15 protein-coding genes are annotated in these 21660 nt (G+C 40.0%); 11 read left to right on the top strand and 4 right to left on the bottom strand.

Features of this window, described 5'->3' with window-relative positions; translation table 11 throughout:
• Positions 1-4: 4 nt before the first annotated feature.
• A complete protein-coding gene (locus M2R48_RS19425) occupies positions 5-712 on the bottom strand; it encodes an FFLEELY motif protein (RefSeq protein WP_262087186.1) in 708 nt (235 codons plus the stop codon).
• Between the two features lie 199 nt (positions 713-911).
• Between M2R48_RS19425 and M2R48_RS19420 the strand changes: the two genes are divergently transcribed.
• Positions 912-2330: a hypothetical protein gene (locus M2R48_RS19420; RefSeq protein ID WP_004725481.1), complete on the top strand. Its 1419-nt coding sequence runs from the start codon at positions 912-914 to the stop codon at positions 2328-2330.
• 117 nt (positions 2331-2447) lie between these two features.
• On the opposite strand, the gene M2R48_RS19415 is transcribed toward M2R48_RS19420, so the two are convergent.
• A complete protein-coding gene (locus M2R48_RS19415; protein ID WP_262087185.1) occupies positions 2448-2882 on the bottom strand; it encodes a MarR family winged helix-turn-helix transcriptional regulator in 435 nt (144 codons plus the stop codon).
• A 183-nt stretch (positions 2883-3065) separates the two neighbouring features.
• Positions 3066-4103 carry a 2,5-dihydroxypyridine 5,6-dioxygenase gene (locus M2R48_RS19410; RefSeq protein ID WP_262087184.1) on the bottom strand — a complete coding sequence of 346 codons (1038 nt, stop codon included), beginning with the start codon at positions 4101-4103 and terminating at the stop codon, positions 3066-3068.
• A gap of 229 nt (positions 4104-4332) precedes the next feature.
• Here M2R48_RS19410 and M2R48_RS19405 point away from each other — a divergent pair, with 229 nt between their 5' ends.
• From M2R48_RS19405 to M2R48_RS19375, 7 genes are all read left to right on the top strand, one after another.
• Complete coding sequence (locus M2R48_RS19405; protein ID WP_262087183.1) at positions 4333-5475, top strand: FAD-dependent monooxygenase; 1143 nt, start codon at positions 4333-4335, stop codon at positions 5473-5475.
• The gene (locus M2R48_RS19400) at positions 5472-6278 is read left to right on the top strand and encodes an alpha/beta fold hydrolase (RefSeq protein WP_262087181.1); all 807 of its coding nucleotides are present in this window, start codon (positions 5472-5474) and stop codon (positions 6276-6278) included. The genes M2R48_RS19405 and M2R48_RS19400 overlap by 4 nt, the downstream gene beginning before the upstream one ends.
• Positions 6279-6290: 12 nt before the next feature.
• Positions 6291-7046 (top strand): Asp/Glu racemase, encoded by a 756-nt coding sequence (locus M2R48_RS19395; protein WP_315972849.1) that lies wholly within the window; start codon positions 6291-6293, stop codon positions 7044-7046.
• A gap of 10 nt (positions 7047-7056) precedes the next feature.
• The gene (locus M2R48_RS19390) at positions 7057-7695 is read left to right on the top strand and encodes an isochorismatase family protein (protein WP_239044783.1); all 639 of its coding nucleotides are present in this window, start codon (positions 7057-7059) and stop codon (positions 7693-7695) included.
• Between the two features lie 185 nt (positions 7696-7880).
• Positions 7881-9197, top strand: a complete 1317-nt coding sequence (locus M2R48_RS19385; RefSeq protein ID WP_262087180.1) for an MFS transporter — start codon at positions 7881-7883, stop codon at positions 9195-9197.
• A 56-nt stretch (positions 9198-9253) separates the two neighbouring features.
• On the top strand, positions 9254-10444 hold the full coding sequence (locus M2R48_RS19380; protein WP_244014253.1) for a hypothetical protein: 1191 nt from the start codon (positions 9254-9256) through the stop codon (positions 10442-10444).
• A 21-nt stretch (positions 10445-10465) separates the two neighbouring features.
• Positions 10466-11170, top strand: a complete 705-nt coding sequence (locus M2R48_RS19375; protein ID WP_262087178.1) for a nitroreductase — start codon at positions 10466-10468, stop codon at positions 11168-11170.
• A 71-nt stretch (positions 11171-11241) separates the two neighbouring features.
• Here the strand turns inward: M2R48_RS19375 and M2R48_RS19370 are convergent, their stop codons facing one another.
• Entirely contained in the window at positions 11242-11748 is a 507-nt protein-coding gene (locus M2R48_RS19370; RefSeq protein ID WP_004725502.1) for a hypothetical protein, read from the bottom strand.
• 184 nt (positions 11749-11932) lie between these two features.
• On the opposite strand from M2R48_RS19370, the gene M2R48_RS19365 reads away from it, so the two are divergent.
• From M2R48_RS19365 to recD, 3 genes are all read left to right on the top strand, one after another.
• The gene (locus M2R48_RS19365) at positions 11933-15712 is read left to right on the top strand and encodes an exodeoxyribonuclease V subunit gamma (RefSeq protein ID WP_262087176.1); all 3780 of its coding nucleotides are present in this window, start codon (positions 11933-11935) and stop codon (positions 15710-15712) included.
• Between the two features lie 2 nt (positions 15713-15714).
• The gene (locus M2R48_RS19360) at positions 15715-19503 is read left to right on the top strand and encodes a UvrD-helicase domain-containing protein (RefSeq protein WP_262087175.1); all 3789 of its coding nucleotides are present in this window, start codon (positions 15715-15717) and stop codon (positions 19501-19503) included.
• 96 nt (positions 19504-19599) lie between these two features.
• Positions 19600-21375, top strand: a complete 1776-nt coding sequence (gene recD / locus M2R48_RS19355; protein WP_262087174.1) for an exodeoxyribonuclease V subunit alpha — start codon at positions 19600-19602, stop codon at positions 21373-21375.
• The last annotated feature ends 285 nt before the right edge of the window (positions 21376-21660 follow it).

Raw genomic sequence — 21660 nt, 5'->3', positions numbered from 1 at the left:
TAAATTAATCCTGAAATGGATTGAGATCTCCAGCATGCACTTTTTCGACAATATCACGTTCTTTTAGGGTAAATGCATGGATAAAATCAGCTGCGGATTTCATCGGTTTCATCGCAATAAAACCTTCGCCAATAAAGTCATACATCAATTCAAATTTATATTTTATTGCAGTGCCTTTACACATTTTAAATGCAGTATGCATAATGAATGAACGCATGTATTTGTCTAGTGCACCACCCAAATCATCCAATAAACCCAGCTGTTGTTGACGGGCTTCTGCTTGATCTAGTTTCAGCAAGGTCAGTCGCATCATTTCATCATCAATCACTTGGTCAACAGGGTAATCCTTAAGTAATTGTGCCGCGACCTGCTCATCAAGTTGCATGGCAAGTACCGCCAAACCAACGGATTTTAAACCAGTCTTAATGGCATTTTCAGGGAGAATTTTTTCTGCTTTATGTGCATATTTTAGTAAGCGTTCAATCTGTATTGCCAAATCATCAAATTCAGGCCCACCATATAAGCGGTTGATAAAATATTTTGCCATCAATTGATTTTCTTTTTGATTAAACAGCGCATGATGAGTCTTTTCAATACGCATTTTTAACCAGTCCTGCGCTTCATGCAGGCGTTTTTCTAGAATTGGGTCAGTGTGATAACTCAATTGTTGATATTGTTCTAAAAGCTGATCAAGTGCAGCAAGTTTTGACATATAAAAACTCTAGATTTCGTTTAGCAACAGCATAAAGGCAGTTGCCACGTATCACTATGACAAAAGTTAAAAAACAATAGAGAAATATGGTCAGTGGATTTTTAAATAGCCAATATCAAAGATTTTATACAGAAAATAATATAACTCTGTTTTTGGGAATGGGTATACTCAATTGAAGTTTCAGATAATAGAGAAGCAGATGATTGAAGAACAATTAGCGTTTGCGTTGCGTGATGAAGAAGAGTTATCCGTTGATCTGATTGAGGCACAATATGCCTTAAAGAATTCTAAAGATAAAAATAATGCCAAAAGCTTGGTTATTTTAGTCAGTGGTATTGAGCTTGCGGGGAAAGGGGAAGCGGTTAAACAATTACGTGAATGGGTTGATCCTCGTTACTTACGAGTTAAAGCAGATCCAGCCAGTTTATTTAGCAGTAAACAAAGTTTTTGGCAACCTTATGCACGGCACATTCCATCAGAAGGGCAAATTCAGCTGTTTTTTGGCAATTGGTACAGTGATTTATTGTCAACAGCGATGCATGTTTCTAAACCCTTAGATGAAACCTTGTTCGATACCTATATTGAAAATATGCGTGCTTACGAACAAGACCTAAAAAATAATCATGTCGATGTGATTAAAATCTGGTTTGATCTACCGTGGAAAAGTTTACAAAAGCGTTTAGATTCAATGGATGCGTCTGAACAGCGTTGGCATAAGTTAATGGGTTTGGATTGGCGGAATAAAAAACAATACGACATTGTGCAAAAATTACGTCAACGGTTTACCGATGATTGGTATGTGATTGACTGCGAAGATTGTGTTGCTCGAGATCAACAATTTGCTCAGTATATTTTGCAAGCATTAAAGCAGTTGCCTCGACATAAAACAGCAGTGAGAACCAAGTGGAAACAGGCGACTGTACCTGAGTCGTTATTGCAACCTGCCACAGAAGAACTGGATAAAGATCAATATAAAGCTGAATTAAAGAAATTAACCAAAAAAGTATCGGAAGCGCTACGCAATGATTCACGCAATGTCATCATAACCTTTGAAGGCATGGATGCAGCAGGTAAAGGTGGGGCAATCAAGCGGATTGTGAAAAATCTTGATCCGCGTGAATACGAGATTTATACCATTGCAGCACCAGAACAGTATGAATTGCGCCGACCCTATTTATGGCGTTTTTGGACCAAGATTCAACCCGAGGAAAAAATCAGCATTTTTGATCGTACTTGGTATGGTCGAGTATTGGTTGAACGTATTGAAGGCTTTGCCAAGCCTGCGGAATGGCAACGTGCCTATGATGAAATTAATCGCTTTGAAAAAGATTTAACGGATAATCAAACCGTGTTAGTTAAATTCTGGTTGGCAATCAGCAAAGATGAACAAGAAGCACGTTTTAAAGCACGTGAACAAACACCGCATAAACGCTTTAAAATTACCCCTGATGACTGGCGAAATCGTGGACATTGGGACGATTATTTAAATGCGGCTGCGGATATGTTTGAACGAACCGATACTGAGTATGCACCGTGGCATGTGGTTGCGACCAATGATAAGTACACGGCACGTATTCAAATCCTTAAAACGATTTTAAAGCAGTTAAAAGCGGATTGATTGTTTGCTAGCAACAGCTAAGTTGAGGTTATAAATAGTATCGCACTAAAGAATAGATGCTCTTATTCTACGCTTTAGTGCGATGCCAATCACAATGATCTAATGCGGTAAAAGATCCTAATCTAATTGATGCCCCAGAATTTTTTTAAGTAAAAATTTTAAAGCAATTTTTTCGGCGGGATTTAATGCAGCGAGGGTTAAGTCACTAATACTTGCAGCAATTGGAATCGCTTGCGAAAGCTCTTGAATACCCGATGGTGTAATATGAATCAACACCTTGCGTTTGTCATGTTGATCAGGATCTTGTGAAATAAAAAGCTTGTCTTTTAATCGCTGGATAATGCCACGAATGGTTGCTTGGTCGATACCAGTTTCCTCAACCAATTCTTTTTGCGAACATTCTTTTAATTTATTGATGGCATAAAGTACAGCGAACTGAACCGAAGTGAGGCGAGTTTCATCCAAGCTTTGTTGAAAAATCGTTAAATGATGAAAGTAAGTCCGTCTAAGTAAATATCCCACTTGTTCTTCAATTACATATTCATCATTCATGTTTGACTTCTTTATCATGTGAGGAAAATTAGACCCGAAGATTTAAAATATTGAAGTTTTTTTTAAACTTTAACAGGGTCAGTATAAAAGGGTTGCATAAAAATAACGACCATAATACTACTTGGTCGTTATGCTTTGGTTGGATGTATTAAGCATTTGATTTTAATCGTTAGTTTCTTCGCGTTAGCTGAGCGCTATAGGAACGCCTTGATCAACAACCACTAAATCATCGAGTTTCACTGTGCAGTTACGAAGTGGAATATCCATATGACATGGTGTCTTACGGCTACCACCTACTTCTGTGTTGGGTCCCGTTGAAAATAAAAAGTTACCATTAAAAGCACGTGCATCCATACACATCCCATCATTTTTATCATGCAAACCCATCGCTGTCCATTGTGCTCGAGGTTGTAAGCCCCAACCAATGTGTGAAATTCCATACACCTCTGGATCATTAAAATATTTCATATAATCACGAAGATATTCTGCTTCAAATCCACCATGAATTTGAGTAATTACCCCCTTTTCGATTTCTAAAGTGACTCTTTCACGGGTATAGGTTTTAAAGGGTAATAAAATATCACCAATATCTACAACCAAGATGCCTTCTGCCATATTTTCATTGGGCCAAGTGAATAAGAAACCACTCGGCCAGTGATCCCAGCGCCCAACTTCGTCGGCAAAGCCATATTCAGTTACAGCAGGGTATTGCCCAAGCGGAGCATAAAAATCTGTGCCTGCCTTTGAGCTCACATGCATACTTTTCGCTTTCTTTAAGTATTTTTCAGCAGTTTGAACCCGATGTTTGTCTTCTAGAGTGGGCAGTATACGAGCGAGAATTTCTGGGGGTTCCACGGCCAATAAAATCCGTGTTCCTGTTTTTAAGATCTGTTCCTGTTCTGGTGAGTGCAGCAACATCATAGTGTCAATGATGAGGTCGACAGATTCAAGTGCTTGTTGAGCAGCAAGATTGCCTGTTAACGCAGTATCTCCACAATAAGCAGTCATATCATTTCCCATGGCTCTGGGATGATTGAACGAAGGTAATTCTAAAATAAACACTTTGGCTTTTAACCGACATGCTGCATCAAGTGCGGCTTGAACGGTTTGTTGATGTGAATAATGACTTTTTAAAATGGCCACACTTTGTGTTTCATCGACTTTGGATAAGGTTAAAACATGCTCAAACATTTGGGTCAGTTCAGTGCTATTTACAGGCATGATGATGCTCCTTTTTCATCGCTGTTTTTTGTATTTTTATAGAGTATACACTTTAATTGTGTTGATTATATATTTATTACAACATTGTAATATAAATATTATTTTATGTTAAACAATGATTTATTTGATTTTATAAAATGAGATTTGTTTAAAAATTTAAAGTGCATAGACTTTAATATTGTCGTGAGGTATATCTATTAAAAGAAAAATTTGTTTGATGGAGTAAACAATGAATAAAGCAAAAAAAATTGCAGTGATTGGTGCAGGTCTTGGTGGCGCTTCAATGGGGCTACTACTACAGAGAGCGGGTTTTGATGTTGATGTCTATGAGCAAGCCGCAGAATTTTCTCGTTTAGGTGCTGGTATTCATATTGGCCCAAACATTATGAAAATCTTTCGAGAAATGGGTTTAGAGCAAGATTTGGAAGACATGGGATGTCATCCAACGCATTGGGTCAGCCGCGATGGAAATACTGCAAACTATATGTCCAATGTTGGTTTGACTGGATATGGAGCAACCTATATCACGATCCATCGTGGTGATATGCATGCCCGACAAATCGAAGCATTGCAACAAGACAAATTACATTTTGCCAAGCGCTTAAGTGCTGTTACTCAAAAGCTAGATGGAGTAACCCTAAGCTTTGAGGATGGCACAGTAAGTGATGTTGATATTGTGATTGGTGCTGATGGGATTAACTCAAAAATTCGAGAAATCATTCTTGGACCCGAAGCCCCTTTATACAGTGGTTGGGTTGCGCACCGTGCCATGATTAAAGGAGAACAATTAGAGAAATTAAAACAGCAATTTGATTTAGATGATTGTGTCAAATGGTGGTATGAGGATCGCCATATGATGGCCTATTACACCACCAAAGAACGTGATGAGTACTACTTTGTTACAGGTGTGCCTCATCCAGCATGGGATTTCCAAGGGCAAAGTTTTGTGCCTTGTTCAAAACAAGAACTATTTGAAACATTTAATGATTTTCATCCAACCATCTTAGCCATGATTGAAGCCAGTGAAGATATTACCAAGTGGCCATTAAACAATCGTAATCCATTACCAATATGGAGCAATGGCCGTATGGTATTGCTTGGTGATGCTTGCCACCCCATGAAACCACATATGGCACAAGGCGCAGGTATGGCGATTGAAGATGCTGCAATGCTCACGCGCTGTTTGCTGCAAACAGGGTTAGACCACTATCAGGAGGCGTTCAAATTATATGAACAAAACCGTAAACAACGTGCCAGTCGAGTGCAAGAAGTTTCCAATGCCAATACCTTCTTAAAAAGCCAAGAAGATCCAGCTTGGGTGTATGGATATGATGTATATGCACATGCATTAAATGAGGAGGAGGCCGTATGAGTCAATTCCTGTATGGGTCTAATGTAGCGATCAATCAAGTCCGCTTACATTATCTTCGTTATGGTGGGAGAGGGCATGCTTTGGTGTTGATCCCCGGGATTACCAGCCCTGCCATTACTTGGGGGTTTGTAGCGGAAAAATTAGCACAATTTTTTGATGTCTATGTTTTGGATATTCGAGGCCGAGGGCTGTCTTCTTCGGGGGAGCATCTGCAATATGACACCGATACCTGTGCGCAAGATATTCTAGATTTTGTTAAAAAATTGGACTTGGAATCTTATTATTTGGTTGGGCACTCGATGGGCGCGCGTTTTGCAATTCGTTGTGCTGCGTTTGAGCCCAAAGGTTTGAAAAAAATTGTGCTGATTGATCCTCCTGTCTCAGGTCCAGGACGGCGTGCTTACCCGAGCCAATTATCTTGGTATGTCGACTCTATTCAGCAATCTATTCAGGGTATGAATGCAGAAGACATGAAGCAATATTGCCCATCTTGGACTTTAGCGCAAAGACAATTACGTGCAGAGTGGCTACATAGCTGTTATTTACCAGCCGTTATCAAGTCTTTTCATGATTTTCATCATGTTGATATTCATCAATATATCCCAAAAATCAAAGTACCAACTTTATTGATGGTGGCTGGCAAAGGCGATGTGATCTCGGCAGGCGATATTGCAGAAATCCAATTGCTTAATTCACGGATTTTGGTGAGCCGTGTGGAAAATGCAGGGCATATGATTCCTTGGGATGACTTAAATGGTTTCTTAGCCGGCTTTTCAGATTTTTTAGGACAGAGGCTTATTTAAGGAGGAATGCTCATGCAACGAATTTATAAAATTGGTCAAATCGTACCCAGTTCCAATACCACGATGGAAACTGAAATTCCAGCGATGTTGAAAGCACGTCAACTGATTCGTCCTGAAACATTTACCTTCCATTCTAGCCGTATGCGGATGAAACATGTCAAAAAAGAAGAGCTTGCGGCAATGGATGCACAGTCTGACCGTTGTGCTTTAGAACTTTCAGATGCCCAAGTGGATGTATTGGGATATGCCTGTCTGGTTGCGATTATGTCCATGGGCATCGGTTATCACCGTGAGTCAGAAAAACGTCTACATCAAGTCACGGTTGATAATGCTGCTGCTGCACCTGTCGTCACCAGTGCGGGGGCTTTGGTTGACTGTTTGAAGCTGATGAAGGCGAAAAAAATTGTTGTTGTTACGCCCTATATGAAACCCTTAACCGAATTGGTGGTGAATTACATTGCTGAAGAGGGGGTTGAAATTCTCGATTATGTGGCCTTAGAAATCGCTGACAACATTGCTGTTGCGCAACATGACCCTACTGATTTGCCCAACATTGTGCAGAGGCTGAATTACCAAGATGCAGATGTGATTGTGCTTTCAGCATGTGTACAAATGCAGTCACTTCCTGCAGTCGCTAAAGTTGAGGCACTTACGGGTAAGCCCGTGATTTCAGCAGCAATTGCAACAACCTATCAGATGCTTAAAGCAATGGATTTAGAGCCAATTGTACCGGGTGCTGGTGCATTGCTCTCTGGCGCATATGCATAAGGAGTGTGAAATGAATCAACAATCCCTAAATGATAATTACCAAGGCGTGTGGGGAAATCGAATTGGTTTTGGCAAGAAACCCGTGCTGCTGTTGGTTGATTTTATCCAGTCTTATATTACGGCATCTGAGCCTTTATATGCGCCTGATGTGATTACTGCAGTTCAAGAAACCGAAGCGGTTTTGGCACTGGCACGTGAACAGAATATTTTAGTGATTCACACCAATATTCTTTATCACGCTAAAAACCAAATTGACGGGGGAATGTGGGTAAAAAAATCACCCGTAATGGCAGCGATGACGGTGGATAATCCAGCCACTCAATTTTGCCCACAAGTTCAACCGCTCGACACTGAATTGGTGATCACTAAAAATTATGCAAGTGCTTTTTTTGCAACAAGTTTGTCATCAGTTTTAAACGCTGAGGCGATAGATACCGTGATTATTGTGGGTTGTTCGACCAGTGGGTGTGTTCGCGCAACAGCCGTGGATGCTGTGCAACATGGATTTAGAACCATTGTGATCCGTGACTGTGTTGGGGATCGTCATCATGAGCCCCATGAAGCCAATCTGTTTGATATCGATAGCAAGTATGGAGATGTTGTATCAAAACAAGAAGTCTTGAATTATTTCACTCAAAACAAAAATTGATGATTGATACAGCTAAAAATTATGGACGTTAGGGTAATAAAAAACCAAGGATAGAATGGTTTTTGGTGATGCATTAAAACAAAAGAGAATGTGCAGATCATCAGTGACATAAAAGTTTTGTTCATTTTGTTCTAAGTATTACAAGAAAAACAACTCACTTGGTTTGTGATCTAAAGGAGTTAGATATGTCTACCAGTGTTGTAAAACCACAAGAAATTTACCCTGAACAAGAGGTTCAGGTTTATAAAAAAGTGATTTGGAAACTGATTCCATTCCTGTGTTTCTGTTATATCGCAGCCTATTTAGACCGAATTAATGTCGGGATTGCCAAATTACATATGTTAAATGATGTGAACTTAAGTGAGGCAGCATTTGGGTTAGGTGCAGGACTTTTCTTTGTTGGCTATATTATTTTTGAAGTACCCAGTAACTTGGTTCTGGAAAAGGTTGGCGCAAAAATTTGGATTGCGCGGATTATGATTACATGGGGGATTTTGTCTGGTTTAACCATGTTTGTGACCACACCGATGCAGTTTTATGCGTTGCGGTTTCTGCTCGGTGCTGCGGAAGCAGGCTTTTTACCCGGGGTTTTGTATTATTTAACCACATGGTTCCCAACATATTATCGCGCTAAGATCATTGCCTTATTTATGATTGGTTTACCCTTGGCGGTGATTATTGGTAGCCCGCTATCAGGTTGGATCATGACCACCTTTGATCAAGTTTATGGCTGGGCAGGTTGGCAATGGTTGTTCTTTTTAGAGGCACTTCCAAGCGTGATCTTGGGTATTTTGACATTTAAAATGTTACCGAATCACTTTTCCAAAGCCAAATGGCTCAATGATGCTGAAAAATTAATCATTGAAAAAAACCTCAATAAAGATTTAGAAGGCAATGACTCTGCCAAACAAAAGCATAGTTTTAAAGATGGATTTTTCAATACCAATATCCTGAAACTCGGTGCAATTAATTTTTCGATGTTGCTGTGTACTTATTCTATGGGCTTTTGGTTGCCGACATTTATTAAAACCACAGGCGTTGCCAACTTATTAAATATCGGTTTACTGGTTGCCATTCCAAGTATTGTTGGCTTGATTGCAATGTTGGTCATTGGGCGGAGCTCAGATAAATATAGAGAGCGTCGTTGGCATATGGTCGTACCATTTATTTTTGGTGCAGTCGCACTGTTTTTAACCACAATGTTTAGTACCAATATTGTCATGACCTTGATTTTGTTCTCGATTGCTGCGATTGCGACCACAGGCACCATCCCCGTGTTCTTTAGTCTTCCTGCAACTTTTTTATCAGGAACTGCGGCGGCGACAGGGTTTGCACTGGCGTGTTCTATTGCCAACATTGCCGGCTTAGTCAGTAACACTTTGGTGGGGTATGCCATTCAGATTACTGGTAAACCAGAAGGCGCACTCATCGTGTTCTCAGCATGTTTATTGTTGAGTTGCTTCATTGTGCTGTCTTTGCCTAAAACTTTAGTAAACAAATAAATTAAAAAAATTGAATGGCAATGCGTTCGGGAGAACAAATTGCTGAGGAGGTTCTCATGTTAAAAATTAAATATTTAGGATTAATTGTATCGAGTTTGATCTCATTTCAAGCCTATGCCAATGCACAACCTTCACCGTTCCAATGGGAAACTGAAGATGGTTTAAAACAATTGAAATTAGGCGGTTTTGTCCGAACCAATTATCGTGATGAGCGATGGGAAAGCCCCAATAATGGCAAGTTTTTGTTTGATAATGCCCGTTTAAATATTAAAGGCAAATATGACCAATTTTATTTGGATGTAAGTTATGCCTTCCAAAGTGATCATAAACGTTCTGTTGAACATGGTTTTGTCGGGTATAAGCCTGATGACAATAATGATTTTCAGGCCGGAATTATTTATAAGCCTTTTGGAATTTATCCATTCCCAGAGCATGCATGGACTTTCCCTATTCCATTTTTCTTAGGATTTGCCGACAGTGTAGCGCCGGGATTGAGTTGGAAAAATACCTCGCCAACACATGATTTTACCGTGGCGTATATGCCAATCATGAGTCCAGGCAATATTCGTTATTCGCCAGAGTCAGGTTCGGCGGATAAATTGGATAATGTGCTGCCTCACCAACAGCAATATCTCAATGAAAAAAGAAATCAGCTCAATCTACGTTATGCCCATAAAATGGATTTGGAATTTGGTAAACAGGAGTTTGGTGTCAGTGGGGCATATTCACAATTGCGTAATAAAGCGACGGACAAAAATGGCGATTATTATGCATTTGGAGTGCATGGCTTAAATAATTACGAAAAATGGAATGTGCAAACTTCAGCGATTCGCTATAAATATGATGCAAAAAACCCAGAGGGTTTAAATAATGATCAAATTTTAATGCAAGCGAATGGTATAACACCTGCTTATTTTGTCGCAGCTGAAGGGACGATTGGTTCGTTTAATATCGGTTATACCCAACCTGTGCAAACCAAGTATTTTCCGAATTTAAAAACTGTAAAATTCTATAATGATTATAGTGTGTTATGGAAAGACAAAGCCGGCTGGGATCGCTCGCAAATGGACACCTTTGGAGTGCAGTTTAATGCAATGCCTTTCTTAATTTGGGTAGACGGAAGTGTCGGGAAGAATGTCAATGTGTTGGGTGGTGCTAAAAATGCAACTGGCTATACCTCGACGAATTCGGACTATAGCAATGACTGGAAATTTAGGTGGAATATCAACGTCGGATATAACTTTTAGTCTTGACCTATGAGGGAATAAATGGAATTCACAGCCAATAATCTGGTCGAAGCAGTGATTTTAAATCGACATTCTGTACGTGCATTTACAGATCAGGCTGTGGATCCTGAGATCATTCAGGATCTGCTGCGAAAAGCCAGTTATGCACCCTCTGGAACCAATACTCAACCGTGGAAAGTCTATGTGGTTCAGGGCAATAGTAAATTGAGGATTAGCCAGCAAGTGATTGCAGCAGCGGATTCCGTTTATTCTGGTCAATGTTCAAGAAGCGAATTTACGGCCCCTTATCTTTATTATCCTAAACAATGGTTTGAACCGTATATTAGCCGTAGACGGGAGAATGGTTGGGGGATGTATGCTGTACTGGGCATTAGCAAACAACAACGAGAGGAAATGCACCAACAACACCTTCGAAATTTTAAGTTTTTTGATGCGCCTGTTGGTTTATTTTTTACCACGCATCGTCAATTAGAAGCGGGCGCAAAAATGGCGATCGCCATGTTGATGCAAAATATTATGTTACTTGCAAAAGCACAAGGCTTAGACACCTGTCCCCAAGCATCATGGAATGATTATCACAAGATTATCATGCCAATTTTAGGTGCTACAGATGATGAACAATTGGTTTGTGGCATGTCTTTAGGCTATGCCGATGTGAATGAAAAAATTAATTCTTTTCATCCCTCACGACTCAGTCTTGAAGAATTTGCTGTATTTTTACAATGAACAAAAAACAAAGAGATATCAGATGATATCTCTTTGTTTTACTAAGTATAGATTTTAAAATGTAGCAGCGCTTAGCTTACTAACTTTTGCGTTTGTTTATTTTGAATATTTTTGGCTAATTTATAACATTCATCTACATGCGCTTCAGCAACTTTTTTCATCACAATATAGCCTAAACTTGCTGCAATGATTGAGCCACCCAGTGGGATAAATTTGGTCACTTGTTTGGTAATGATTTTAGCCGCCATATTATTTAATGATGCCTTTACCGCTGTACGCGCAACCACTAAACCTGAAAACTCAAAACCACGTTTACGTAATTCATTCCAATGAATTTTCTTGGTTGCAGGATCATATACACTGATTTGATCTGGCGCTAAACCAAAGCGGGCATTGATTTCAGGAATCAGAAGCGACAACATCCCGACATCAATCACCACATCTAAAAACGGAACAGGAATCACTGCGACACCAGCAGAGACATAAGAGCGCTTTTTCACTTGCTCCAAGCATTCATCACGAATTTGTTCTAGGTTTAAGCTTGGATCGATTGCGTCTGGAAGTTTATCAATTTTCATAAAACAATTACCTTTGTTTCAAGCTTTTTTTCATATTTTTGAAAACGCATGTTTAAGCTTGAAATTGTGAAGTTATTTCCAAATAATGTTTTAAAAATGCCATAGTATGGTGTTGTTGTATAGTGGCGAATGTTTATGTTTTGTGCATAAACGTAGACAATAGAAGATTGAAAGTTGAGGAATTATGGCCATTCATGTGATTCAAAGCCAACGCATTGATGTTTTGGTGCAAGGGCTTTTGCAAAATACCATTCGGTCATCCAAGAATCCTTTTGCAGTCTTGCAAACACAACATTTTATTGTCCCAAGCCCTGCGGTACAAGAATGGTTGAGCCAGCGTATTGCTGAACAACAAGGCATCAGTGCCAACAGTCAATTTCATCAACGTATTCGTGGTTTTCAGTGGTTTGCTTATCAGCAAGTTTTAGACGACAAAGACAAAGTCCGTAAAGCCAATATTCCGCGTTTGATTATGAAGTGGCGAATTTATCAAACGTTGAAAAGTTTTATTGAGCAGGATGAAAATAGCTTAGCCCAAGAGCATCCTTTGCATGGCATTATCCAGCGTATTTATGATGCAGCCTCGCAACTGGAACAAGGTTTAGAGAAGCAACTCAAAAAACAAAGTATGTTGTATTGGGTCTCTGAACAAGTGTCAAAATTGTTCAGTCATTACATGTTGTATCGTGGGGACTGTCAACGCGGTTGCCAACAGAACAATGGACAAGCATGTAGTTGCCCAGGCAATTGGCTAGGGCAGTGGGGACGAGGTCAAGCACTTAACCTCGAACAGCAATTCTTTAAAACCAATCAACAAATTTCAGCATTTACTTTAAATCAAGCACAAGAGTTGGAAACTTGGCAACGTTGGTTGTGGCAACATACATTTCATGATGATTTTATTGAAATGCAAAGTATTGATCATGATTTTTGGCAAATCATGGATGATGATCTACAACGCCCTCAAGCCTTAAAGAAATTACCCAGCCAGCTGATTATCTTTACTTTATTGGATTTACCACCAAGTCAATTACAGTTTTTAAGACGACTGGGACAATATTTGGATGTGGTGATTTTACATTACAACCCATCACAAGAATATTGGGCTGACAGTGTCGATCCAAACTGGAAAAAACAATATGATTTGCGGGTAAAGGCGCGTTTTGTCAGTAAGCATCCCAAAGCGACTGATGCAGATATTCAAAAGTTTTTTGATGAATTTACTTTGAATTTTAATGCAGAAATTCGTGAATCACGACATCCATTATTAACCCGTTTTGGTAAACAAGCCCGTGATCACTTTTCGATCTTATCTAATCTGTCTTCAGGCGAAGAAGGACAATGGGTGGATGCCTTTGTCGATGAAGAACCGATTCATTTATTAAGTAAATTACAATCAGATATTCTGTATTTGGTTGAGCCTGAACCGCATGCTTATCCAATTGCCAAAACGGATGACTCAATTCAAATCCATGTGTGTCATTCGTCTTTACGACAGCTTGAAGTATTAAAAGACCAGTTGGTTGCTTGGCTGATGAAAAGCACTGTTGAACAGCCACATCGGCCAAGTGATGTTTTGGTGTTAGTGCCAGATTTAAAACAAATTGAACCGCTTATTCGCAGTGTATTTCCGCATACACCAAACCAAGACAGTATTTATTTGCCAGTGAAGATTGCTGGTGTAACGCAACTGGATGCCAATAATGCTTGGCGTGCTGTTTTAGGCCGTATTCAATTGGTTGAAGGTCGTTTTAGCGTTGAGGATTTTGCAGATTGGTTAAGTTTAAATGCCACGCAATTACGTTACGCTCTGGATATTTCAAATACAGAAAGAATGATTGAGCTATTGATCAATGCTGGGTTTAAACGTGGTCTAGATGCACAACATTTACGACGATCTTTAAGTCAGGATGATGAAGATTTTCGTTTTAGTTTTAAATTTGCTCTTGATCGTTTGGCTTTAGGTATTGCGATTCCAGAGCATACGATTTTTGAAAATACCCTAAGTTATGCCCAAATTTTGCAAAGTGATTTTGAGTTAGTGGCTAAACTGATTCAGATTTATCAAGATTTTGATGTGCGCCGTGACTGGATGATTGCGCATGAGTTGGGGAAAAATACCACGTTAAAATGCAATGTTGAGGCGTGGTTAAAACTACTGATGCAAGACATTGTTGAGTTTGAACAAGCCGGTGTTGAGTCGTTAAAAGTCGTACGTGAAATTGTCAAAAAACAAGAGCGTATGCTGACTTTAGCCAGTTTTTATGATGAACATGCGCAACCCATCCTTAAAAATATTTATTTACCTTTACCCTATCTATTGAATGAAATTCAAAATTTATTAGAAGGTCAAATCGATCAGGCTTTACCGACAGGGCAGATTACCTTTAGCCAAATTGGCCAGATTCGTCCTTTGCCTTATAAGTTGATCGTCCTGTTAAATTTGGATGGGGGTAAATTTCCAGATCGAAATGTGCATTTACCCTTTGATTTGATGCAAATTCTCAAGCCGCAGTTGGGGGATCGTTCCCGCCTAGATGATGATCAAGGCGCTTTCCTCGATGCTTTATTATTGGCGCAGGAAAATCTATGGTTATTCTATAATGGCTTTGATGTGAGTGATGGTGAAGTTCGTGAGCCAACCAGCGTGTTACAGGAATTGATCAACCATATTGCCCTGATTGCCCAATCTGAAACGGCATTATCTACGGATAGTAAAGATATCAGTCCTGTTGATCAGATGATTGAGCTTAAGGGGATTCAAGTCCCTGAACATTTGCAGTGTTTATATCACATTCATAGCCTACAACCTTTTGATCCAAATGGTTTTGAGTCAACCACACCGCTTCGTTTTCAAGATCAATGGTTCAATGTTGCACAACACATCCGTCAAGCGGAAATGCTTGCTAAACGTGAGGCTTGGGCAAATACACAATATCCTGTTGTTCAAGAAGAGCTCACTGTTTTGGATGCGCGACAGTGGATTCAAGATGTCACTTTCCCGGCACAGTTATATTTAAAAACTTTAGGCGTAGAGAATCTGCGCGCAGAAGATATTCCTGCAATGAATGAACCCTTAATTTTGGATGGTTTGGCACGTTATCAGATTCGAGATTTCTTGCAGAAACAATCGACTCATTCTGCTGAAGACTCTTGGTCTCAAGAGATTGGATTACTGCAAAATCAATTACCCATTGGTAAGGTTCAGCACAGCGCATGGCAAATCAGTTTGGCGGAGCAAGACAGTTTAAAAGAGCGGTTACAGCGTTATGCTGCTGATGTGACGGTGACAACGCAACGGCAATGGCGAATTGACGCTGGTTTGGTCATGAATATTACTGTACCTCAGCAAGCAGGGCAGCATTGGGTGAGTTTGGATGCGTCAAGCGGTCGTGCTAAACGTCGTGCCAAAGTTTGGTTAGAATATTTACTTTGGTTAAGCTATTTAAATGTCGATGCTGAAAAGTCTAAAACACTACAACGTATTGCGGTATTTAGTGATGTCACGATCATCAGTACTGGGTTAAGTTCAGAACAGGCGAAAGCATATTTATTGCCGTGGTTTAAAGCATTTGCCTATGCCCAATCGGAACCTTTGGTTCTACCTGCTGCTTTGTTATTAAAGCCCGCTGAAAATAATAAGCAGTTGCAATGGTCACTCGGGACTGTTGAAGGTGGCTTAGCTGAACATCGTTTAAATGAACATGGTTTAAATGCGGATACACAACCTCATGTGGAAAGCATGTTGATCGATAACTTTGCAGATCTTTTAAATGAATGGAATAAAAGCGATGCGTTTCTACCTTATGATTTGACTGAAATGGAATGGAGTAAAAAGCATCGGGATTGGCAATTTATTTTGCAAGAGCAAGATGCGACCGCATTGTTAAAACATGCTTGTGATCATTTTGGCTATGCGTTGTATCAGCCGATTTATCAGCATCAATTTGTTGCGGAGGAATAAACATGACTTCCGTAAATTCACAGTTACCAGCAGCACAAAACGGCACAGCCAAAAAAGTTTCGATTCAGCCGATTGAAGATATGCAATTTGCTGGATTGCACTGGATCGAAGCTTCTGCAGGTACAGGCAAAACCTATACGCTCTCAAGCTTGATGGTGCGGATTTTTTTAGAAAAATACTTACCGAGCCAAGTCATTGCGACCACATTTACCCGTAAAGCTGCGGCAGAATTGAAAACACGTATTCGCTTACGATTACAGGAAACATACCGCTATTTTGACTCATGTCGTGAATTAACCGAAGCGCAAGTCTTGACCAAAGCAGCCCAAGAGTCAGATCCATTATTTTCTAAAGTGTTAAAGATGTTTGCCTCACGGATTGCGTATGCCTGTGAACGCTTGAAATTGGTGATTGATCAACTGGATGAACTTTTTGTCGGGACTTTAGATAGTTTTAGTCAGAAATTACTGCGTGAGTTTGCTTTTGAAAGTGGCAAAATCGAGCGGGCTGAAATTACTGATGATGCGAAAAGTTATAGCCAGCAATTGATTCATGATGTACTTCGTGCATGGATTCAAAAACAGCCCCAAGATATTGTGGATAGCTTGATGTTTGCGGGCGAGTTACATGGGGTCGATTATTATGTTGCAACGGTGGAACAAAGCTTAAATTTTGCCTCGGCAAATTTTATTGAGCCTAAATTTTCCAATGCAGATGTTCAGCTATTCCAACAGGTGATTGAACAGCTTGCCAAGATTCAACTGGATCAATTGCTGACTTTGCAAAGTTATTATTTATTGGATGGTGAGTTTTATAAATTTGCGAATGGGACAAAATTTAGAAATGATCGATTGAATCGTATTTTTGCCAAGAGCTTGCCGCGAATTATTCAAACCCTACAACAGCATGACTATAAGCATTATCTAAGTTCAAAGCTGAGTGTTGAAAAGTCCGACTTTGCAACCTTGATGAAGGTGATTCGGGAGCAGCAAATTTTTAAAAAAGCGGCACCTGAAAATGTACAATCCGATTTTTATCAACACCCACTTATTCAACAATTACTCAGTATTTATGCGCAGATTGAGATATATGAAAATCAACTGCTTGGAACCAATACATTCTTAAAATATTATCTGGCAAAAGAAGTTAAAACACGTTTACCTCAAGTGTTACAGCAAAAGGGTGAAACCACCTTTGCACAACAAATTCGTACCCTTGCAGAGGCTTTGCAAGGTGAACAAGGGCAGCGTTTTGCGAGCTTTGTACATGCGCGTTATCCACTGATTCTGGTCGATGAATTTCAAGACACCAACCAAGATCAAGATGATATGTTGGCACAAATTTGGCGGCATCCCAATCGTGTCAAACAGGGTTGTATGATCATGGTCGGAGACCGTAAACAGGCGATTTATGGTTTCCGTGGTGGGGACATGTTGACCTTTTTAAAAGCGCATCAGGATGTGTTTGGTAAAGCAGGGCATGAATATAATCTGATTTTTAATCATCGCTCAGTCAAGCCTTTGGTTGAAGTGGTTGATGCCTTATTTCAACGCCAAATGGATTTTGGTGAACAGGTCTGGTATACCCCAGTACAAGCAGGTCCTCGTCCGCATCCTGATTTACTGGATCATGGCCATGTCAATCCACAGCCTTTAAGATGGATCAAGCTTGAAGATAAGAATCAAGAAGCTGAACAAGTGGCATGGAAAATTCGTGAGCTACTGAATCAGGGGATTCAAGGCAGTTTATATTTTATTGAAAAATCAGTGCATCGTGCAGTAGATGAAAATGATATCGCCATCCTCTCCAAAAACCATGATGGCTTAGATAAAGCACAATCCGCGTTGGAATTTTTAGGGATTCGAACCAGTCGACCCTCGAAAAAAAGTGTCTTTGAAAGTCAGATAGCTGGTGATGTTGGGGCTGTGCTTGCTGCAATTTTGCATCCTTATCATGAAGCCAAAGTAAAACGGGCTTTGTTAAGCCGCCTGATCGGCTTTGATTTAAAAGCGTTGATTGCCTTGGAACAGCATGCCGATGGTTTGAGTGTCTATATTGAACTGTTCGATCAGATTCGTGAGATGTGGCTCAATCAAGGGTTTTTAACAGCTTGGCAATATCTGCTTAACCAATTTTCTGTCTGGACAAAATTGGTGGAAAAACACAGTCGTGACAATGAACGTGTGGTGGTGAATTTACGTCATTTAACAGAGTTATTGAGCCAGCACAGTGAAGACTATCAAGGTGCACAAAATCTTTATCATTGGTATTTAAAACAACTGACTTCACCGATGGAGAGAGAGTGGGAGATGGAACGGAAACTGTCCAATGAGGCAGGGGTTCAGTTGATGACCATTCACCAATCCAAAGGGCTTGAATTTAAGTTTGTGTTTTTATTGGGCGCTGATAAAGACTTTAAAGAGATCAATAAAACGCTGAATTTCTCGACGGTTGAACAGCTGAATGTACGAACAGGACAGAATGAACAACAGCGTGTGGTGGCGATCAATGATGCCAATCTACTCGATAAAAAAGACATTGAGCAGCACAATGAGCGTGCTTTAGCAGAACATCACCGGTTGTGGTATGTGGCATTGACCCGTGCCAGTTATCGGGTGTATGCAATGCTGAGTGATGTTAAGGAAAAATCTACAACAGGACTGGCATTTTGGCGCGGTCAAGGCGCAAATACGTTTCAGCATGCTGGAACTGCCATGCAAGCTTTATTGACCGAACGCCCACCATGTTTAGAAAAGGCTAAGAGCGATATCCAATTGCCTTTACTTGCACAAGCCTTTCCTACTCAACGTTTTTATCCGCGGGGTAAAACCAGTTTTAGTGCTTTGGCTCAGCATTTAACTCGGCAACAAATTCAGGATGCTTTGGCCGTTTCTGAACAAAAACAGGATCGAGCAGAAGATGAAATTCAACAACCCATTGTTGAAATCATTACAGATGTAGTTCCTACTCAACCGCTTGCATGGATCAAAGCCAATTTCCCAATGGGTACAATTGCAGGAAATTTCCTGCATGAAATTTTTGAGCATATTGATTTTAAAGATACGCATTATTGGCGTTTGGAAATACGTCGTCGCTTTAAAAATGATTATTCAAGTTTATGGACGGAGTTACTGGAAAAATATCAGCAAGCGTTTCTCAACGACAATTCGAGTGAGGGCGTTTCTCAAACAGAACAGGCTGTAGAAGAGACGCTGATTGACTGGATGGCTGAGTGGCTACAGGATGTTTTATCGACTCCGATTCTCAGTCATTTTAAAATGGGGCAACTTGAACCACATGAGCATTTAGCTGAGTTTCCATTTTATCTGGCCCTTTCAGATCGAGTTTTGGCAATTAAACGTATACATCAATTGTTTGATGAGCATGCCATTGCAATGCCTGAGTTTAAAGATGCCAATTCAGCACGTTATTTAAATGGGTCAATTGATTTGGTGTTTTTTGATGGTCAGCAATATCATATCGCCGATTATAAAAGTAATTTTTTGGGTGTTGATCAGCAAAGTTATTCCTTTGACGCTGTTCAGGACAGCATGTCACATGCCAGTTATTGGCTACAGGCTTCGTTGTATTTGGTGGCATTGCATCGTTATTTGAAAATCCAGCTGGAAGATTATCAAATTGATCGTGATCTGGGAGGCGCAACCTATTTGTATTTACGTGGTATGAATGGTCAAAGTGGACAAGGTTATTACTTCTGGCGACCCACGACGGAATTTATTTTAAGACTTGATGCCATATTGGGTTATTTTACTGAGGATAAATCCAGTTGAATCGTGTGAATAGTTGCTTGAAAATCTTTGCAAACAATAAGTTATTCTGTGGATAACTCTGTTGAAAACCTTGTAGATAACTCTGAGGATAACCGTGTGGAAAATAAACAGGAATTAGAAAGCCAAGTCCCGCAATGGATTGAGACATGGAGTAAATACATTTTAGCGCAGTATTCCACAGCTTCAGGATTAGATGAACAGACACTTGAATTAGTACAAGAAATTTTATTGGCAACCACACAAGGGGATAGCTGTATCTCCGCAGGGGCGCAAAACACCGCCTTATTAAAGCCATTGATTGTAACGCATGATATTGAAGAACCTGATATTGTAGAACATGATTTAGCTGAAACAGTGGTTGCACCATTTGTGCAACAGCATGGCTTGATTTATCTATATCGTTATTGGCAACTTGAGCGCCGTTTGGCGATACAAGTGGCACGGTTAAAACAGCAGAAGATTCAACATGTTGATGTTGTTGCATTTGATTCGCTTCTCACCGATCCACATCAAAAAGCTGCCTTAACTATGGTGGCAGGCAATGCTTTTAATATTATTACTGGCGGACCAGGTACAGGTAAAACCTATACCTTGGCCAGAATCATTGCAGTATTGCAGCAAACCCTTCCTGATATTCGTATTGCAATGGCTGCGCCGACAGGCAAAGCCGCACAGAGAATGGGGGAAGCATTACAAAAATCATTGAGTGATCCAAAACTACATAGTTTTGGACTGAACCAACATCAATTTAATCCCATGACCTTGCATCGGTTATTGGGCTTGGGAAATCAGCATATTCCTCGTTTTAATCTGCGACAGCCATTGCCTTATGATGTAATCGTGGTTGATGAAGCATCGATGCTAGATTTAAATTTAGCCACGATGTTATTTGAGGCGATTCCTGAACATTGCCGTTTAATTCTTTTGGGCGATGCCAATCAGTTGGCTTCTGTAGATGTCGGTTCGGTGTTGGCAGATTTACAGAATGTACAATCATTACAGCACAATCGGGTCAATCTTAAGACCAGTCAGCGCTTTAAAGATGGTGCCTTAATTGGAAAAATGGCACAGTTTATTCAATCACAGAAAAATCAAAGTATAGACCGTGCAGAATTATTGGCGAATTTTGAGCAAGAGATTGTTGAGGCGAGTGCGCTTAAACCAGTTGAACTCAAAGCAAATATGCAAGATGTGATTCAGCTTGAATATCTGCCTGAAAAGATTTTGCCAGCAGATCTAATCCAGTATTACCAAAAACTCAGTTTAGGTTTTCAAGCTTATTTTCAAAGTTTAAACAGCTATCTGATGGCCGAAGAGCCTTATCATCAGATTGAAGCGGTGACACAAGCGTTTGACCTTTATCGTATTTTAACGGCTGTTCGGCATGGCGCATTGGGATTGAATAGCTTAAACCATGAAATGGAAAAAGCATTATTTGAATATCTTCCAACATTGGCTCGTTATGGCGACTGGTATGTTGGGCGTCCTGTGATGATGAGCTATAACGATTATCAACTTGGTCTTTCCAATGGAGATATCGGAATTTGTCTAAAACATCGCCAGCATGTTGATCAATTTGAGGTCTATTTCCCTAGTTTAGACAAATGGATTGCTGCAACGCGTTTGCCTAAATCGATGCAAACCGCTTTTGTTTTAACCATCCATAAGTCTCAGGGTTCAGAATTCACCCATACCGCCGTAGTTTTGGATGTTGCAGCAACACGTTTGTTAAGCCAAGAGTTAATTTATACTGCCATCACACGGGCCAAATCTGTAGTGAGTTTATTGGTGGATCGACAGGCATTTATCCATGCTTTAGACACAGCCACAACCAGAATGAGTGGATTGGTTAGCATGATTAACACGGCATAGTTATTTTGTAGTTTTTATTGATAATTTATCTCTATGTACGAAATTGCTTACATGAATTCGAGAGATTTGCGCATAGAGCTTCTTGTTACTTTTTGAGATGATGAAGCCATAAAGAACTCAGCAAGGATCGTTGAGTAAAATCGCAAAATAATAACAATTTAAAGTCGTGAGACTGCGAACTTACATGAAAGTAAGTGATAAGAGGAAACTTACAGCCGCTAAGCCTTGTAGTTTTGGGAGAGACTACAGGGCTTTTTTATTGAAATTAAATTCTGAATTTTTTAC

Source organism: Acinetobacter sp. I-MWF (assembly GCF_025433935.1).
GTDB lineage: Bacteria > Pseudomonadota > Gammaproteobacteria > Pseudomonadales > Moraxellaceae > Acinetobacter > Acinetobacter guillouiae.
Note: the sequence above shows the minus strand (reverse complement) of the source record. Positions and strands in the feature narration are given on the sequence as shown.

What these genes read in the sequence shown, in the direction of transcription:
- M2R48_RS19425 (WP_262087186.1), bottom strand. Translation starts at nt 712, where the DNA reads ATGTCAAAACTTGCTGCACTTGATCAGCTTTTAGAACAATATCAACAA.
- M2R48_RS19420 (WP_004725481.1), top strand. Translation starts at nt 912, where the DNA reads ATGATTGAAGAACAATTAGCGTTTGCGTTGCGTGATGAAGAAGAGTTA.
- M2R48_RS19415 (WP_262087185.1), bottom strand. Translation starts at nt 2,882, where the DNA reads ATGAATGATGAATATGTAATTGAAGAACAAGTGGGATATTTACTTAGA.
- M2R48_RS19410 (WP_262087184.1), bottom strand. Translation starts at nt 4,103, where the DNA reads ATGCCTGTAAATAGCACTGAACTGACCCAAATGTTTGAGCATGTTTTA.
- M2R48_RS19405 (WP_262087183.1), top strand. Translation starts at nt 4,333, where the DNA reads ATGAATAAAGCAAAAAAAATTGCAGTGATTGGTGCAGGTCTTGGTGGC.
- M2R48_RS19400 (WP_262087181.1), top strand. Translation starts at nt 5,472, where the DNA reads ATGAGTCAATTCCTGTATGGGTCTAATGTAGCGATCAATCAAGTCCGC.
- M2R48_RS19395 (WP_315972849.1), top strand. Translation starts at nt 6,291, where the DNA reads ATGCAACGAATTTATAAAATTGGTCAAATCGTACCCAGTTCCAATACC.
- M2R48_RS19390 (WP_239044783.1), top strand. Translation starts at nt 7,057, where the DNA reads ATGAATCAACAATCCCTAAATGATAATTACCAAGGCGTGTGGGGAAAT.
- M2R48_RS19385 (WP_262087180.1), top strand. Translation starts at nt 7,881, where the DNA reads ATGTCTACCAGTGTTGTAAAACCACAAGAAATTTACCCTGAACAAGAG.
- M2R48_RS19380 (WP_244014253.1), top strand. Translation starts at nt 9,254, where the DNA reads ATGTTAAAAATTAAATATTTAGGATTAATTGTATCGAGTTTGATCTCA.
- M2R48_RS19375 (WP_262087178.1), top strand. Translation starts at nt 10,466, where the DNA reads ATGGAATTCACAGCCAATAATCTGGTCGAAGCAGTGATTTTAAATCGA.
- M2R48_RS19370 (WP_004725502.1), bottom strand. Translation starts at nt 11,748, where the DNA reads ATGAAAATTGATAAACTTCCAGACGCAATCGATCCAAGCTTAAACCTA.
- M2R48_RS19365 (WP_262087176.1), top strand. Translation starts at nt 11,933, where the DNA reads ATGGCCATTCATGTGATTCAAAGCCAACGCATTGATGTTTTGGTGCAA.
- M2R48_RS19360 (WP_262087175.1), top strand. Translation starts at nt 15,715, where the DNA reads ATGACTTCCGTAAATTCACAGTTACCAGCAGCACAAAACGGCACAGCC.